Genomic DNA, 15,475 nt, shown 5'->3' with positions numbered 1-15,475 from the left:
ACTAAACGCTAAAAACAAAAAATGAAAAAGTTACTAATATTGGTGGTGCTTCTTACCCTTGCCCCTAGGATGAACGCGCAGCAAGAAAGAGTAATTACAACCGCAGTTCCATTCTTGACCATAGCCTCGGATGCCCGGTCTTCCGGTATGGGGGATATGGGGGTGGCAACATCTTTTGATGCATTCTCCCAACAATGGAACCCCGCAAAATTTGCTTTCGCTACCCAAAAAACAGGAGTGGGGCTAAGTTATACCCCTTACTTGGAAAGTATCGTCAACGATGTTTCCCTATTAAATGCAAGTGTTTATAACAAAGTCAATGATCGAAGTGCCTTTGCTTTCAGCATACGGTATTTTGGTTTGGGAGAAATTGAATTGAGACAGACCATTGATGAGGATCCCACTTTGGTTAAACCCAACGAATTTGCAGTAGATGGTTCTTATTCCTTAAAGTTAAGCCAGACTTTTTCCATGGCAGTGGCTGGACGGTTTATCAGTTCCAACCTCAGATTTCAGGATGGAGCGCAGGATTCCCAGGCAGCCAATTCCTTTGCCGTGGATATTGCCGGTTTTTTCCGTTCCCGTGAAATTGCCTATGAAAATTTTGATGGTCGTTGGAGAGCTGGTTTCAATATTTCCAACTTGGGTGGAAAAATCCAATACGATGAAGGTGGGCAAGAGAATTTCTTACCTACCAATTTGAAGTTTGGTGCTGGATTTGATTTCATTTTTGACCAGGACAATGTCTTGGGACTTCATACCGAATTCAATAAACTGTTGGTTCCCACCCCTCGTGATTTTACCGGAGATGGACTGATCACAGCTGAGGATAACGATGAGTATCAACAAATTGGTTTCTTCAGTGGAGTTTTTGAATCCCTGGGTGATGCACCTGACGGGTTCAGTGAAGAACTAAAAGAAGTTACTTGGGCTTTAGGGGCCGAGTATAAATACATGGAAGCCTTTATGCTTCGCGCAGGGTATTTTAACGAGAGTGAGGTCAAGGGAGCTAGACAGTTCTTTACCTTGGGTGCTGGATTCAAGTTCAAATCCGCACAAATAGACCTTTCGTATCTCTTCTCCACTGCACAAGTGAGGAATCCCTTGGAAAATACATTGCGCTTCTCGCTTACCTTTAATTTTGGCGAAGAGTTCTTGAACGATTAAAATTGCTCATGAAAAAATTGGGAAAGCCTGTCCTTGGACAGGTTTTCTTATTTTTGGGATATACCCACATCAGCTTATGAAGAAGCAACAAATAAGTTTCGAACTCTCCATTTTTGAAAAGCCGGAGGAACTGTCACAAATCGAGCAAAATTTGTTAACCGCAGCTGAAGAAGCTCGAGAAAATGCGTACGCCCCTTATTCCAATTTTAAGGTAGGTGCTGCCGTACTTCTGGAAAATGGCGAAGTTGTCATAGGCAACAACCAGGAAAATGCCTCTTATCCATCTGGACTTTGTGCGGAACGTGTAGCTGTCTTTCAGGCTGGAGCCAAATATCCTGGAATAGCCATTACGGCTATCGCCATAAGTGCTACCTCCAAAGATTATGTGGTGGATTCTCCCGCTGCTCCATGTGGTAATTGCAGACAGTCCATTATTGAATATGAGCAGCGACAAAAAACACCTATTTCCATTATGCTTCGCGGAGAAAAAGGACCCATTTATAAATGTGCTTCCATGGCCGATATTTTACCCCTGGCTTTCAGCAGTTCATTTTTGAGTGATTCTTAATCCAATTCTTTTTACAAAACAGATATATATGTATTTTTGCTGTTCTCCCAAAAAGGGGAATTTCGTTTAATACAACCGTTGATGAAAAAAATTACCAAAGAAGTCTATTTAAAGTGGTACGAGGACATGTTGTTCTGGAGGAAGTTTGAGGACAAACTCGCCGCTGTATATATTCAACAAAAAGTTAGAGGTTTTCTACACTTATATAATGGTCAAGAAGCTGTTTTGGCGGGATCATTGCATGCAATGGATCTTACCAAAGACCGCATGATAACAGCCTACCGTAATCACGTGCAGCCTATAGGAATGGGTGTTGATCCAAGAAAGGTAATGGCCGAACTCTATGGTAAGGTAACAGGTACTTCCAAAGGTATGGGTGGATCCATGCACATCTTTTCCAAAGAGCATCGTTTTTATGGGGGTCATGGTATTGTTGGTGGACAAATTCCATTAGGTGCTGGACTGGCCTTTGCAGACAAATATTTCAAAAGGGATTCCGTTACGCTATGTTATATGGGTGATGGAGCTGTTAGACAAGGTTCCTTGCACGAAGCGTTCAATTTGGCCATGTTGTGGCAACTTCCTGTGGTGTTCATCTGTGAAAACAACGGTTATGCTATGGGAACTTCCGTAGCCCGTACCGCGCATACTACGGATATTTGGAAATTGGGTCTTGGTTATGAGATGCCATGTGGCCCTGTTGATGGAATGGATCCAGCGATTGTGGCAAAAGAAGTGGACAAAGCTATTGAGCGTGCCAGAACGGGTGGAGGCCCAACTTTCTTGGAGATGAAGACCTACCGTTATCGAGGACATTCCATGTCTGATGCACAGCACTACAGAACCAAGGAAGAAGTAGAGGAATACAAAAAAATTGATCCCATTACCCAAGTAAAGGATATCATCTTGGAAAAAGGCTACGCCTCAGAGGATGAAATCAAGGAGATGGACAAAAGGGTGAAGGATTTGGTATCTGAATGTGAGAAGTTTGCTGAGGAATCTGATTTTCCTCCAATCCAACAACTTTACGATACCGTATACGAACAAGAAGATTATCCATTTTTACAACATAAACTTTAGGTAAATGGCAGAAGTGATCAACATGCCCCGTTTGAGCGATACCATGGAGGAAGGTACCGTGGCAAAATGGCTCAAAAAAGTAGGGGACAAGATAGAGGAAGGAGATATTTTGGCCGAGATCGAAACGGACAAGGCCACTATGGAGTTTGAATCCTTTCATGAAGGAACGCTACTACATATCGGTATTGCTGAAGGAGACGGTGCTCCTGTGGATTCGCTTCTTGCCATAATTGGTGAAGATGGAGAGGATATATCCTCATTGTTGGCTGGAGGAACTGCTCCTGCCGCCACCGAGGAAGCTCCTGCCGTCGAGGCCGTTGCTGAAAGTGCTCCTAAAGCCACTCCTCCAGCTGCTGCACCTGCGGCAATTCCTGAAGGCGTGGAAATTGTAAAAATGCCCCGTTTGAGTGATACCATGGAAGAAGGAACCGTGGCATCTTGGTTAAAAAAGGTGGGGGATACGGTAGAAGAAGGAGATATTTTAGCTGAGATTGAGACGGATAAGGCCACCATGGAATTCGAATCCTTTTATTCAGGGACCTTATTGCATATTGGAATCCAAGAAGGTGAGTCGGCACCTGTAGATGAGGTGTTGGCGGTTATTGGTCCTGAAGGTACAGATGTAAATGCTGTTTTGAGTGCCCCCTCTGGTGCTCCCGCTGCTGAAAGCGCTCCCGTGGCTGAAAAAGCTCCTGCTGCTGCTCCAGCGGCCCAAGAAGCAACTATACAAGCTGCGCCATCACAAAATGGACGCATTTTGGCTTCTCCATTGGCTAAGAAAATTGCTAGCGACAAAGGAATCAATTTGGCTGATGTGGCTGGTTCCGGTGATCATGGAAGAATCATCAAAAGGGACGTAGAGAATTATCAACCTTCCGCAAAACCTGCTCCAGCTGCGGAAAAAGTGGAAGTAGCTGAGGCTACTGCTCCTATTGTGCCTATCCCGGTAGCAGTGGGCGAAGAAAGTCAGGAAGAAGTGAAAAATTCTACCATGCGCAAAGTAATTGCCAAGCGTTTGGGCGAATCCAAATTTTCAGCACCACATTACTACCTTACCATTGAGGTGGATATGGACAATGCCAAAGCTTCTCGAGTACAAATCAATAATTTACCTGATACCAAAGTGTCCTTCAATGATATGGTGCTTAAAGCATGTGCCATGGCATTAAAAAAGCATCCACAGGTGAATACCACTTGGAATGGTGATTCCACCATTTATAAACACCATGTGCACATGGGTGTCGCGGTGGCGGTGGATGAAGGGCTTGTAGTACCGGTTATTAAGTTTGCAGACCAATTGAGCCTTACGCAGTTGGGTGCTTCTGTTAAAGATTTGGCCGGCCGGGCTAGAAATAAAAAGATCAAACCTGACGAAATGGAAGGGAGTACGTTCACCGTTTCCAATTTGGGGATGTTTGGAATTTTGGAGTTCACCTCCATTATCAATCAGCCCAATTCGGCAATTCTTTCCGTTGGTGCAATAGTGGACAAACCTGTCGTGAAAAATGGCGAGGTTGTTCCCGGTAGCACCATGAAAGTAACTTTGGCCTGTGACCACAGGACTGTGGATGGTGCAACGGGTGCGCAATTCCTACAGACCCTTCGTTCGTACTTGGAAAACCCAGTGACCATGCTGGCATAGTTGTCAGTTCGAGCACCATGTCTGCAAGCAGGTAGGCAGCCTAGAACTGTTTTTCATAAACATATGTAAGAGCATCCCTTTGGGATGCTTTTTTTATCTTTAAGATAAATTCATCAATATGAAAAACGCAATTATATATTTGCTGATGGCTTTGGTCATGGGTTGTAGTTCCACCAAAAAAATCCCGACCTATTCATCTACAGATCTGGAAAAACCCGATGGGCCGGATGCGCTTAAAGGTTCTGTGGTGGAAGAAACCAAGACCAAAACAAAATCAGCCGCCGAATTTTCCAGTTCTGAACGCATTGGAGATCTTATGAACTATTTGGCTTCGGATGATTTAAAGGGCCGTGATTCCGGAAGTGAGGGGATTGCCATGGCCGCCACCTATATCGAAAACTACTTTAAATCCTATCAGGTCAAGCCTTATTTCGAATCCTATCGGGATACCTTGTCCAATTTTAAAAAGACATCTTATAATGTGGTGGGTATAGTGGAAGGAAACGATCCTGAGCTAAAGAACGAGTATATTTTGGTTGGAGCGCACTATGATCATATAGGCACTATTGCTCCTGAAAATGGAGATTATATTGCCAACGGAGCCAATGACAATGCCTCTGGAACATCTACAGTTATGGAATTGGCCAGGTATTTTGGCAGTAATAAAACAAACAAAAGAAGCTTGATTTTTGCGCTTTTTAGTGCAGAGGAAAAAGGTCTGTTGGGTTCTGAGCATTTGGCCAAAAAAATGAAAGCACAGGATTTAAATTTGTACACCATGCTTAATTTTGAAATGACAGGGGTTCCCCTGAACGGAACCAGTTATGATGTGTACATTACGGGTTACGATATGTCGAACCTGGCTGAGGTGTGCAATGCATATGCAAAGAAAAAGTTGGTAGGCTACCTTCCTACGGCCAAAAAATATGGTCTGTTCCAACGTTCAGACAATTATCCCTTCCACAAAGAGTTCGGAGTCCCTTCCCATACTTTTTGCACCTTTGATTTCACCAATTTTGATCAATATCACAAAGTAGGTGATGAAGTGGAGCTAATGGATTTTGACCATATGACCGCTTTGGTGAACCAAATGTTACCGGTAGTTGAAGGCATTGCGAATGCACCTGCACAAGAAATCAAGATAAACTAATAAAATACTTCCTAGAGAGCAATCAAGAGGTAAAATATGGCAAACATTATCATTACAGGAACCAGCCGTGGTATTGGATACGAACTGGTGAAGCTTTTAGGGCAAGAAGGACATCAAGTACTCGCGTTATCACGTAATGCAGGGCCATGTTCGGATCTAAAATTGCCAAATGTACACAGTTTGTCCTGTGACCTTTCCCAAGCTGAGGATTATAAAAAAGTGAGCCAATATGTTGAAAAATGGGATGCTGTGGATGTACTGATCAATAATGCGGGAAGCTTATTGAACAAACCTTTTTTGGAAATTACATCAGAAGAATTTGAAGGGGTTTACAAAGTAAATGTGTTCGGCGTTGCCGAAATGACCCGCTTGGTAGTGCCCAAAATGGGAAAAAATGGACACGTGGTCACCATAAGCTCTATGGGTGGGGTGCAAGGGAGTATGAAGTTTCCGGGCTTATCTGCCTATAGCTCAAGTAAGGGTGCGGTAATTACCTTGACAGAGCTTTGGGCCGAAGAATTTAAGGAAACGGGCCCCAGTTTTAATGTTTTGGCCCTGGGAGCTGTTCAAACAGAAATGTTGGCCGAAGCTTTCCCTGGTTATGAGGCTCCCGTCACAGCCTTGGAAATGGCTGAATATATCAAGGGTTTTGCCCTAAAGGGACACCAATTATACAATGGAAAACTGTTGCAAGTGAGCAACAGTACTCCGTAGTACAACTGTGAAAGATTTGGTACGAAAATTGTGGCATTTTTGAAGGTTCCCACTAACATCTAAAAACGCAAAAATATGGTAACGCCAATTCGATTTCTCCTTCTTGCATTGGGAATGGTCTGTTTTTCCCATCTAGGTTACAGTTCTTTCAATAGCAATGTCCACAATTCAGAAGTCTGGGGTCAAAATATTGACCGAGAAAAGGTTTATCTCCACATGGACAGATCGGATTACTATGCTGGGGAACGTATGTGGTTTAAAGCTTATGTGGTTCAGGCAGGAACCAATAAACCCGTTGTGACCAATGAAATTGTCTATGTTGACCTTATCAACTCCAAAAACGAAGTCATGATCACTAAAATGCTCCAAACCGAGCAGGGAAGTGCATCTGGGGAAATCCGGATTCCCTTGGAAACAACAAATGGATTGTATACCGTCAGAGCCTATACCAACTTTATGCGGAACCATGGGAACTCCACTTTTTTCAGAAAAAACATACGAATAGGAGGAGGGGCAAAGCTTGCCGCCGAAAAGGTCTTTACGGGGGAGAAACCCATAACAGACCTAAAGGATGCTGTTTTGCACTTGGAGAAACCAGATCTTCAGTTTTTTCCTGAAGGCGGGAACCTAGTCAATGGTTTTATCAATCGAATGGGTTTCAAATTGGTTGCTCCAGATGGAATGGGGACTGATGTTAATGGAAGAGTCGTAGACGGTTCCGGTAAATTGATCACAGAGTTTACCAGTTCCCATTTGGGTATGGGAATGTTATCTTTCATACCCCAAAATGGCGAAAAGTATTTGGCAGAGATCCAATTCAACGGCAACACTTTCACCTACCCCTTGCCCAATGCCATGGTATCAGGAACGATGATGCATGTATTTGACCGTGGTACCCACTATAATGTGGAGATTAAATCTTCCAGATATAATGGTGTTAACGGACTTCAATTGACGACTTTTCAAGGAGGGGAAGAAGTTTCCAAATCCAAAATAGAAGGCAAGGATCAATATGCAGTGGTTACCTTGCCCAAAGAACTGGTCAAGGATGGAATTGTTCAGTTTACCCTTTTTGATAATGCGGGTCAGCCCATTTGTGAACGACTGTTTTTCCACCATTCAGATAGCGGACAGGTCGCAATGGAAACCTCCAAAAAGCAATACGGGAAAAGGGAACTTGTGGATTTGGAAATAAAGGTGGATGAGGATGCTGCGGATTTTGCGGCGAATATGTCCCTTTCGGTTTCAGAGACTGCTTTATCAGCACCCAGAATGGGCAATATCGATATAAAAACATACCTCCTATTGACTTCAGAACTTAAGGGAGAAATCGAAAATCCCGCCTATTATTTTAATTCCAACGATCCTGCTCGAAGAAAAAACTTGGATTTTTTGATGATGACCCAAGGTTGGAGAAGCTTTATTGACCAAGAGGTGGAGGAATTGCGTTTTCCCCGTGAAACGGGAATTACCTTGAAGGGAAGAGTGGTTCAGTCCAATTCACGCGATAAAGCTGTTCCTGCACAGATTTCATTAGCGTTCAAAAACCGAATGGAAGCGGGCTATGATGTTGTTGAAACCAATGAAAATGGGGAATTTGAGTTCTCAGACTTACACTTTAAGGATAGCACATCCATTTTTGTATATGCCAATGCCCTGTCCAAAAAGAACAAAAAGAATAAAAAGAATAAAGGTTCCGACCCCAGTTTTTTTATAGAGCTGGATTCCTTTACCACGCCGGAGGTCAAGGTAATGGAGTCCCTGCCTTTAGCCAAGGAAGTTGACTATGTTAGTGCTTATCCCGTGGTGTTACCTGAAAACAAACCTTTTAAAGTGGATGGAGCAGATTTGATACGACTTAAAGAGGCCGTTGTGACTGAGAATAAATTGGACAAGGAGGCCAACATGAAGCGGAAACGGAAATCTGCACTATATATCAGGCCGTCATACTCGCTGGATTATGAACAGTTTAGAAATAACCCCATTGGAAATGCACTTACTGCATTGCAAGGCAGAATTCCTGGAGTAACTGTTATTGGGGAGCAAGTGTCCATTAGAAATCGATATGATAGTCCGCCTTTTTTCTTGCTGGATGGCTTTCCCGTTGCAGAACAGACCATTTTTGATATTCCTGTTACCGATATAGATTTTGTGGATTACATCAGGCCAGGAGCTACCGCAATGTATGGTATGAATGGCGGAAACGGTATCATAGCAGTGTATACTTTGGATGGTAGGGAACGCTTTTATAAAAAGCAAACCCCAACAGAAAATGGTGTGGGTACCCTTACTTATGTACATCCCGGTTTTGTAAAATCCAAGAAATTTTATGAACCAGTCTATAATAAAATAGATTCAAAAAGACGGAAGGCAGATTTTAGAAGAACCTTGCATTGGGAACCGAATGTTGAACTGTCTCCGGACGGAAAGGTTAAAGTCTCGTTCTATACCTCAGACCTTCCCGCTACCTATCAAGCCACTTTGCAAGGAATTACTGATGAAGGAACACCAATTCATTCCAAAGTGATGTTTGAAAGTGATTGAGGGAGTAATAAACAACAAAGTTTAAGGTTCTGGCGTAAGTTCTGGCTGTAAACTATTAAAATACCCAATATCCTGAGAATCCAAGAATTCATAGAACGGCAATAAGTTTTGGTTGAACCGTACTAGGTTTTTGTTGTTTTCCATTGTCCAAGCCGATTCCGCCAAAGCCACCATTCTGGGAAAGGTCATAAAGTCCACCCAGATTCCTGAATCAAATTTTTCTGTCCAGAGATTTCCTTGGATTCCCTTGATAAGATTGGCTTCTGTTTCCGAAAAATCATGGGTGCTCTCTGGATACGCATAAACATCTTCCAGCGTACCAAACCCATCCCAACGTCTGCCATTTTCATGGGAATCGTGCTGTACAAAATCAAAATACAATGGGATTCTTGGGCAGAGTACTGTTGGGTAACCCTTATCCAAGGATTTTTGCAATTGATCCTCCTTATCGTGCCGCCACCAATACACCACGGAGCTTTGGTTGGAGACATCGGATTCGACAATTTCGTCCCATCCTGCCAATTTTTTATCCATTTGGGTCAGTTGGTTTGCCATTCTTTGGATAAAATAGTGCTCCACATCCACCAAGCTGGATAAGCTTTCCTGGTGCATCAATGCCTGAATGGAGTCATTGGTTTTCCATTTCTCATTTCCAAAATGGACTTCGTCCCCTCCCAAATGAATGTATGGGGACGGGAACAGACCAGCTACTTCTTCAAGAATGGTGGTCAAATAGTGGTACGTAGCTTCCTTTCCGGGATCAAAGGTGAACTCGGGATGCTTTTCGCTACCTCCTCCCGAGAATTCTGGATAGGCCCTGTTGGCCGCGGTGGCATGTCCAGGCATGTCAATTTCGGGGATGATCTCCACCTGTCTTTCGGCAGCAAAGGCAACAATTTCCTTAATGTCTTCTTGGGTATAAAAACGGGCCAGCGCATCAGGATTGGTGTGGTTGCCAATTCCTCCTATGGTGGTGAGTTTGGGATACGCCTTGATCTCGATACGCCATCCTGGGGAATCGGTGAGGTGCCAGTGAAAAGTGTTCAGCTTGAGTACGGCCATGAGGTCTATAAGCTGTTTTACCTTTTCCTTCCCAAAGAAATGCCTGGATTCGTCCAACATAAACCCTCGGTGGGCATATCTGGGCGCATCCTCCAAAATCCCGCAGGGCACAGACATATTTCCAGAGAGTTTCAATTGTTGCCAAAGGGTCATCATCCCGTAAAAAATACCTTTGGGATGCGAAGCGGTAAGTTTGATGTCGCTTTTGTTGATATGCAACGTATAGGCCTCGGGGCTTTTTTCAGCTCCCTTGACCAGTTCCAGATAGATTTTATTTCGAGAATCAGCATCTATGCTTACCCCAACTTCTTCCATTTTTTTCTGAATAAAAGAAACAACTCCTTCCAGGGTTGGCTCCGATGTTTCAAAATTGATTCCTTGATCAAAATCGAAACCACCAGGTTCAACGGCAACGGTATTTGGGTAGGGAGTGACGATCCATGTTTGGGTTTCCTCAGGTTGATAATTGCAAAAGACGATTAGCAGTAGAATTGGGAGAAAATGTTTCATGCTTGGTTGGGTTTGATTTGTTGGCAATTCAAAGGTTGCATCCCAAAAAGGGAAATGGTTTATATGAACAAGATACTTATTTAGGACTCACTTTTTGAACCAAAATTGACCAACACCCTGTTTCAATTGATAAAACCTCTAATTTTGCTTCCGTGAATACCACTTTGCAAAAATACCTTCCGGAAGGGGCGGTAGGCCCTTGTCTTGATTTGATTCGCCAAAATGAAGTCCATTTAAAGATTGTGGGACACAGAAATACCCGCCATGGGGATTATAGAAGAATGCCTGATGGCACCCACAAGATAACGGTCAATGCCTCCTTGAACAAATACCGCTTTCTGATCACCTTGATCCACGAGATTGCCCATTTGGTAGCGATTGAAAAATTTGGACGACGAATAAAACCACATGGACAGGAGTGGAAAAGGACTTTTCAACATTTAATGGTTCCGTTTATCAGGCCAGAGATATTTCCATCACAATTGCTGCCCATAATAGCCAACCACTTTAAAAACCCTAAAGCCAGTAGTAGCTCAGATGCGCGTTTATCCATTGCGCTGAAGGCCTTTGATCCCGAAGAACGGAGTCAAAGTTATGTGTTCGAACTTCCCAAAGGGAGCACTTTTAGACTGCACAATGGCAGAGTCTATAAAAAAGGTAACAAAAGGGTAAAGCGCTATGAGTGTACGGAATTGGCTACAGGAAGGTTATATTTGTTTCAACCAAATGCGGAGGTAGAACCGGTGCATATAACATCGGATGCGGAGCCACCGTTTTAAAAAGACAAATTTCAACCTAGAATGAACAACAACTATTACGCGGTTTTAATGGCTGGGGGAGTAGGTTCCCGCTTTTGGCCGGTGAGTACATCGGAAAACCCTAAACAATTCCATGATATGCTCGGGGCGGGGAAAACCCTTATTCAAAAAACTTTTGACCGACTCAATCGATTCATTCCAACAGAGAACATCCTCATTTTGACCAATGAGCGCTATAACGATTTGGTTTTGGAGCAATTACCTCAGGTAACCCAAGAGCAGGTCGTTTTGGAACCGGCCATGCGAAATACAGCACCCTGTATTTTGTACGCGGCTCTCAAAATCCAAAAAATGAACCCCAATGCAGTGATGATCGTGGCTCCCAGTGACCACTGGATTGAGGATGAACAGGCTTTTGAAGATAATGTAAAGGCCTGCTTTGACAAATGCGAAAAGGAGGAGGTGCTTTGCACTTTGGGTATTCAGCCAAGTTTTCCCAACACTGGGTTTGGTTATATTGAATTTGAAAAAGGAAGTGACGCTAACCTAAAAAAAGTGTCCCAATTTAGGGAGAAGCCGGATTATGAAACGGCAAAGGAATTTTTGGCCCAGGGCAACTTCCTGTGGAACGCAGGTATTTTTATGTGGAGTGTAAAGACAATTGTCAACGCGTTTAAGGCATATCAGCCGGAACAGTACGAGCTTTTCCAAAGGGGTATTTCTTGTTATAACACCTCGGAAGAGGCTGGGTTTATTGCGGAAAACTATCCCAAGGCCAAAGACATATCCATAGATTATGCTATCTTGGAGAATTCCCAAGCTATTTTTACCCTGCCTGCTACCTTTGATTGGAACGACCTAGGAACCTGGGGCGCTCTATATGATAAGTTGGACAAGGACGAAGCCAAAAATGCCGTGGTCAACAGTAAAACGCTTTTGCAAGATGCCAAAGGTAATATGATAAGGTCCCCAAAAGGCAAAATTGTTGTTGTGGACGGATTGGAAGACTATATTATTGTGGACAAGGAAGAGGTTTTACTGATTTTCCCCAAATCCAAGCAGCAAGACATTAAGATGGTCTTGAACAAGGTTAAAGATAAATTCGGAGACGAGTACGCGTAAGAATGAGTGAACATTTATTTGCAAACGGTGATTCCCCAAACCCAGATAGTGGGGACAACGTCAAGAGGGATTTTAAAGGCTTGTTGGGAAGTGTTGGCAAGTTCCTCTCGGAACTTTTGGAGATACGAACCAACACGGATGCCGTTGCTACCAAAGAGTCCATTATCGCAGATATTCCCTTTAAGGGACATACGTCGTGGATTCTGATTTGTTCCATTTTTATCGCCTCGGTGGGTCTTAACGCCAACTCTACCGCAGTTGTAATTGGAGCGATGTTAATATCGCCGCTAATGGGTCCTATTTTAGGGATGGGCCTTTCACTGGCCATCAATGATATTGATACCTTACGAAGATCACTTAAGAACTTTACCGTAATGGTAGTGTTGAGTGTGGTCACTGCTTTTTTGTTCTTCTATTTGTTCCCGCTTCGCGATGAATCTTCGGAACTTTTGGCACGAACCAAACCGGATATTCGGGATGTGCTGATTGCCTTTTTTGGAGGTTTAGCCTTGGTCATTGCAAGGGCAAAGAAAGGTACCATTGCCAGTGTGATTTTTGGTGTGGCCATTGCCACGGCACTTATGCCACCGCTCTGTACGGTTGGTTTTGGTTTGGCCATTGGTAAACCATGGTATGCAGCTGGAGCCATGTATTTGTTTATTATCAACACCATATTCATAGGGTTGGCTACTTTTTTGGTCATTAAGTTTCTGCGGTTTCCTATGGTGCGGTACGCCAATTCGCAACGAAGAAGGTTGATTGCCAGGGCAGCTTCGTTGACCGGGATTGCAGTAATGATTCCTGCTGGATTTACTTTTTATCAGGTGTTTCAGGCATCACTGTTTAAAAAACAAGCACAAGAGTTTTTAAAGGAGACCATAGAGGTATATCAGTTTAATTCTGCGGGTAGATATGTAGATAACCTGACCAAGTTGGAGTACAAGGAAGGAGAGAACCCATCTTTAATTGAATTGGTCTGTATGGGGGATGAATTGATTCCTGAAAATGTAATCAACACTTGGCGGGTCCAAAAGAATGAATATTCCAGACTTAAGGATGCAGAATTTCGGATTTTGCAAGGAGGGAAGGACGATTCCGAGGAAAAATTCAACTACGTAAGCGAACTCTACGAAAAAAATAAGGCCGAACTGTTAAACAAAGACGAACAGATTCGATTGTTGGAAGAGGAATTGGCCACTTTGACCAAGAATGCCGGGAAGCAAATTCCATTTGCTGGGATCAGCGCTGAGGCTAAGGCCAACTATGCAAATATTGAAGGGCTTGGATTTTCGTACCAACTCCAAACCGATTTTAAAAAATTGGATACCGTCCCTGTTTTTGAAGTGAAATGGAAAGAAGGAACCCGAATCAATCAAAAAGAAGCGGATTCCAAAAAATTGGCGGACTGGCTAAAACTTCGCATTCAGGATTCTACCTTGGTGGTCAAGGAGGTGGATTAGTTTTTTTCAGACATCAGACTTTAGATTTGAGAAATCAGATTTCAGAAATCAGTTCCCACAATCCAACAATCTATAAGTCCAGGTTAATTCCGTTCTTCGATATACATCTGCCGAACTTTTTTGAATAATTCGGAAGAGTACACAAAGTTTGTTACGGCCTCATTATCTGTTTTGAAGATTTCCTTGTTGGTGCCCTCCCATTCCTTATAGCCATTTTTTAGAAAGATGATTTTTTCCCCAATTTCCATCACGGAGTTCATGTCGTGGGTATTGATGACGGTAGTGATTTGGTACTCACGGGTAATCTCCTGGATGAGGTTATCTATAAGGATAGCCGTTTTGGGATCCAATCCGGAATTGGGTTCGTCGCAGAACAGATATTTCGGGTTCATCACAATGGCACGTGCAATGGCCACCCGTTTCTGCATTCCACCCGAGATTTCTGATGGAAATTTTTTGTGGGCATCGATTAAGTTAACGCGCTCGAGCACAAAATCCACTCGGTCTTGCATTTCTGCTTTGGACTGCTTGGTAAACATATCCAGCGGGAACATCACATTGCCTTCCACCGTCATGGAATCAAAAAGAGCACTTCCTTGAAATACCATGCCCATTTCTTGTCGTAAATCCCGTCTTTGATCCATGGAAAGCTCGGAATAATAGCTTCCGTTGTAGCAAATCTGTCCTTGTTCGGGCTCAAAAAGACCCAGCAGGCATTTTAGAAACACTGTTTTTCCCGACCCACTTTGCCCAATGACCAAATTGGTCTTTCCCTGCTCAAAAACGGTGCTTATACCCTTAAGAACGTGGGTGTCTCCAAACGATTTGTGTATGTTTTCCACTTCTATCATCAGCCGAGCAGTAATTGGGTTAGGATATAGTTCAAGATAATGATTACCACACTGGTCCAAACAAAGGAGGTGGTACTTGCCTTTCCTACTTCCAAGGCCCCACCTTTCATGTAAAGTCCATGAAACGAAGGAATGGTTGCAATAATAAAGGCGAACACAATGGTTTTGATAAAGGAATAGGTTACATGGAATGAATCAAAATCTAATTGAAGCCCCTTTACAAACTCACCACTAGGTGCATATCCACCAAAAGCACCGGCAATCCATCCGCCCAAAATACCCACATACATGGCAATGGCAACCGCAAAGGGATAGGCCAACATGGCAATGATCTTTGGGAACACCAGGTAGTTCACGGAATTAATTCCCATGACTTCCAAGGCATCAATTTGTTCCGTGACCTTCATGGTACCGATACTGGAGGTGATATAGGAACCTACCTTTCCTGCCATAATAATAGAAGTGAAAGTTGGAGCAAATTCCAAGATTACAGACTGTCGCGTAGCAAACCCAATCAAGCTTTTTGGGATTAAAGGACTGTTAAGGTTCAGTGCGGTTTGGATGGTGACAACACCCCCTATAAAAAAGGAGATAAATATGATAATACCCAACGACCCAAAAATCAGCTCATCGATTTCCTTCAAAATTAGGGATCTCATGATTGGCCACTTGGTTGGTTTTTTAAATACTTCATATATCATGATGAAGTACTTTCCAATCGCTTCAAGGTATTTCATGTACCAAAAGTTGACTTGCAGGCATAAAAATAAGAATATTGCCGTGTATTTAACCTCGATTTAAATTTTAAAGCGGGAATTATTGGATAGTTTTGTCCCCGTTGAACCAA

Annotated in this window: 13 protein-coding genes; 10 read left to right on the top strand and 3 right to left on the bottom strand. The window is 43.1% G+C overall.

The window, feature by feature from the left end:
• The first annotated feature begins 21 nt into the window (after positions 1–21).
• From porV to ACOOE0_RS01620, 7 genes are all read left to right on the top strand, one after another.
• Positions 22–1,167: a type IX secretion system outer membrane channel protein PorV gene (gene porV / locus ACOOE0_RS01650; RefSeq protein ID WP_420400744.1), complete on the top strand. Its 1,146-nt coding sequence runs from the start codon at positions 22–24 to the stop codon at positions 1,165–1,167.
• A 76-nt stretch (positions 1,168–1,243) separates the two neighbouring features.
• Positions 1,244–1,735, top strand: a complete 492-nt coding sequence (cdd, locus tag ACOOE0_RS01645; protein ID WP_420400743.1) for a cytidine deaminase — start codon at positions 1,244–1,246, stop codon at positions 1,733–1,735.
• An 81-nt stretch (positions 1,736–1,816) separates the two neighbouring features.
• The gene (pdhA, locus tag ACOOE0_RS01640; RefSeq protein WP_420400742.1) at positions 1,817–2,815 is read left to right on the top strand and encodes a pyruvate dehydrogenase (acetyl-transferring) E1 component subunit alpha; all 999 of its coding nucleotides are present in this window, start codon (positions 1,817–1,819) and stop codon (positions 2,813–2,815) included.
• Between the two features lie 4 nt (positions 2,816–2,819).
• The gene (locus tag ACOOE0_RS01635) at positions 2,820–4,457 is read left to right on the top strand and encodes a 2-oxo acid dehydrogenase subunit E2 (RefSeq protein WP_420400741.1); all 1,638 of its coding nucleotides are present in this window, start codon (positions 2,820–2,822) and stop codon (positions 4,455–4,457) included.
• 118 nt (positions 4,458–4,575) lie between these two features.
• Complete coding sequence (locus ACOOE0_RS01630) at positions 4,576–5,607, top strand: M28 family metallopeptidase (RefSeq protein WP_420400740.1); 1,032 nt, start codon at positions 4,576–4,578, stop codon at positions 5,605–5,607.
• 36 nt (positions 5,608–5,643) lie between these two features.
• Positions 5,644–6,321, top strand: a complete 678-nt coding sequence (locus tag ACOOE0_RS01625) for an SDR family NAD(P)-dependent oxidoreductase (RefSeq protein WP_420400739.1) — start codon at positions 5,644–5,646, stop codon at positions 6,319–6,321.
• 75 nt (positions 6,322–6,396) lie between these two features.
• Complete coding sequence (locus ACOOE0_RS01620; RefSeq protein ID WP_420400738.1) at positions 6,397–8,865, top strand: TonB-dependent receptor plug domain-containing protein; 2,469 nt, start codon at positions 6,397–6,399, stop codon at positions 8,863–8,865.
• Between the two features lie 21 nt (positions 8,866–8,886).
• Here the strand turns inward: ACOOE0_RS01620 and ACOOE0_RS01615 are convergent, their stop codons facing one another.
• Positions 8,887–10,437: a beta-N-acetylhexosaminidase gene (locus ACOOE0_RS01615; protein WP_420400737.1), complete on the bottom strand. Its 1,551-nt coding sequence runs from the start codon at positions 10,435–10,437 to the stop codon at positions 8,887–8,889.
• Between the two features lie 152 nt (positions 10,438–10,589).
• On the opposite strand from ACOOE0_RS01615, the gene ACOOE0_RS01610 reads away from it, so the two are divergent.
• The 3 genes from ACOOE0_RS01610 to ACOOE0_RS01600 are packed head-to-tail and all read left to right on the top strand — an operon-like array spanning position 10,590 to position 13,777.
• Entirely contained in the window at positions 10,590–11,216 is a 627-nt protein-coding gene (locus tag ACOOE0_RS01610) for a SprT-like domain-containing protein (protein ID WP_420400736.1), read from the top strand.
• 21 nt (positions 11,217–11,237) lie between these two features.
• Positions 11,238–12,317, top strand: a complete 1,080-nt coding sequence (locus ACOOE0_RS01605) for a mannose-1-phosphate guanylyltransferase (protein ID WP_420400735.1) — start codon at positions 11,238–11,240, stop codon at positions 12,315–12,317.
• Between the two features lie 2 nt (positions 12,318–12,319).
• Complete coding sequence (locus ACOOE0_RS01600; protein WP_420400734.1) at positions 12,320–13,777, top strand: DUF389 domain-containing protein; 1,458 nt, start codon at positions 12,320–12,322, stop codon at positions 13,775–13,777.
• 83 nt (positions 13,778–13,860) lie between these two features.
• Here the strand turns inward: ACOOE0_RS01600 and ACOOE0_RS01595 are convergent, their stop codons facing one another.
• Together ACOOE0_RS01595 and ACOOE0_RS01590 are read right to left on the bottom strand one after the other, a co-directional pair.
• Complete coding sequence (locus ACOOE0_RS01595) at positions 13,861–14,628, bottom strand: ABC transporter ATP-binding protein (protein ID WP_420400733.1); 768 nt, start codon at positions 14,626–14,628, stop codon at positions 13,861–13,863.
• Positions 14,628–15,365, bottom strand: coding sequence for an MlaE family ABC transporter permease (locus tag ACOOE0_RS01590; RefSeq protein ID WP_420400732.1), 738 nt, complete (start codon positions 15,363–15,365; stop codon positions 14,628–14,630). Before ACOOE0_RS01590 ends, ACOOE0_RS01595 begins: the two co-directional genes overlap by 1 nt.
• Positions 15,366–15,475: the final 110 nt, after the last annotated feature.

The sequence above is a fragment of the Flagellimonas sp. genome, from assembly GCF_965215805.1.
GTDB lineage: Bacteria > Bacteroidota > Bacteroidia > Flavobacteriales > Flavobacteriaceae > Flagellimonas.
Note: the sequence above shows the minus strand (reverse complement) of the source record. Positions and strands in the feature narration are given on the sequence as shown.

What these genes read in the sequence shown, in the direction of transcription:
- porV (WP_420400744.1), top strand. Translation starts at nt 22, where the DNA reads ATGAAAAAGTTACTAATATTGGTGGTGCTTCTTACCCTTGCCCCTAGG.
- cdd (WP_420400743.1), top strand. Translation starts at nt 1,244, where the DNA reads ATGAAGAAGCAACAAATAAGTTTCGAACTCTCCATTTTTGAAAAGCCG.
- pdhA (WP_420400742.1), top strand. Translation starts at nt 1,817, where the DNA reads ATGAAAAAAATTACCAAAGAAGTCTATTTAAAGTGGTACGAGGACATG.
- ACOOE0_RS01635 (WP_420400741.1), top strand. Translation starts at nt 2,820, where the DNA reads ATGGCAGAAGTGATCAACATGCCCCGTTTGAGCGATACCATGGAGGAA.
- ACOOE0_RS01630 (WP_420400740.1), top strand. Translation starts at nt 4,576, where the DNA reads ATGAAAAACGCAATTATATATTTGCTGATGGCTTTGGTCATGGGTTGT.
- ACOOE0_RS01625 (WP_420400739.1), top strand. Translation starts at nt 5,644, where the DNA reads ATGGCAAACATTATCATTACAGGAACCAGCCGTGGTATTGGATACGAA.
- ACOOE0_RS01620 (WP_420400738.1), top strand. Translation starts at nt 6,397, where the DNA reads ATGGTAACGCCAATTCGATTTCTCCTTCTTGCATTGGGAATGGTCTGT.
- ACOOE0_RS01615 (WP_420400737.1), bottom strand. Translation starts at nt 10,437, where the DNA reads ATGAAACATTTTCTCCCAATTCTACTGCTAATCGTCTTTTGCAATTAT.
- ACOOE0_RS01605 (WP_420400735.1), top strand. Translation starts at nt 11,238, where the DNA reads ATGAACAACAACTATTACGCGGTTTTAATGGCTGGGGGAGTAGGTTCC.
- ACOOE0_RS01600 (WP_420400734.1), top strand. Translation starts at nt 12,320, where the DNA reads ATGAGTGAACATTTATTTGCAAACGGTGATTCCCCAAACCCAGATAGT.
- ACOOE0_RS01595 (WP_420400733.1), bottom strand. Translation starts at nt 14,628, where the DNA reads ATGATAGAAGTGGAAAACATACACAAATCGTTTGGAGACACCCACGTT.
- ACOOE0_RS01590 (WP_420400732.1), bottom strand. Translation starts at nt 15,365, where the DNA reads ATGAAATACCTTGAAGCGATTGGAAAGTACTTCATCATGATATATGAA.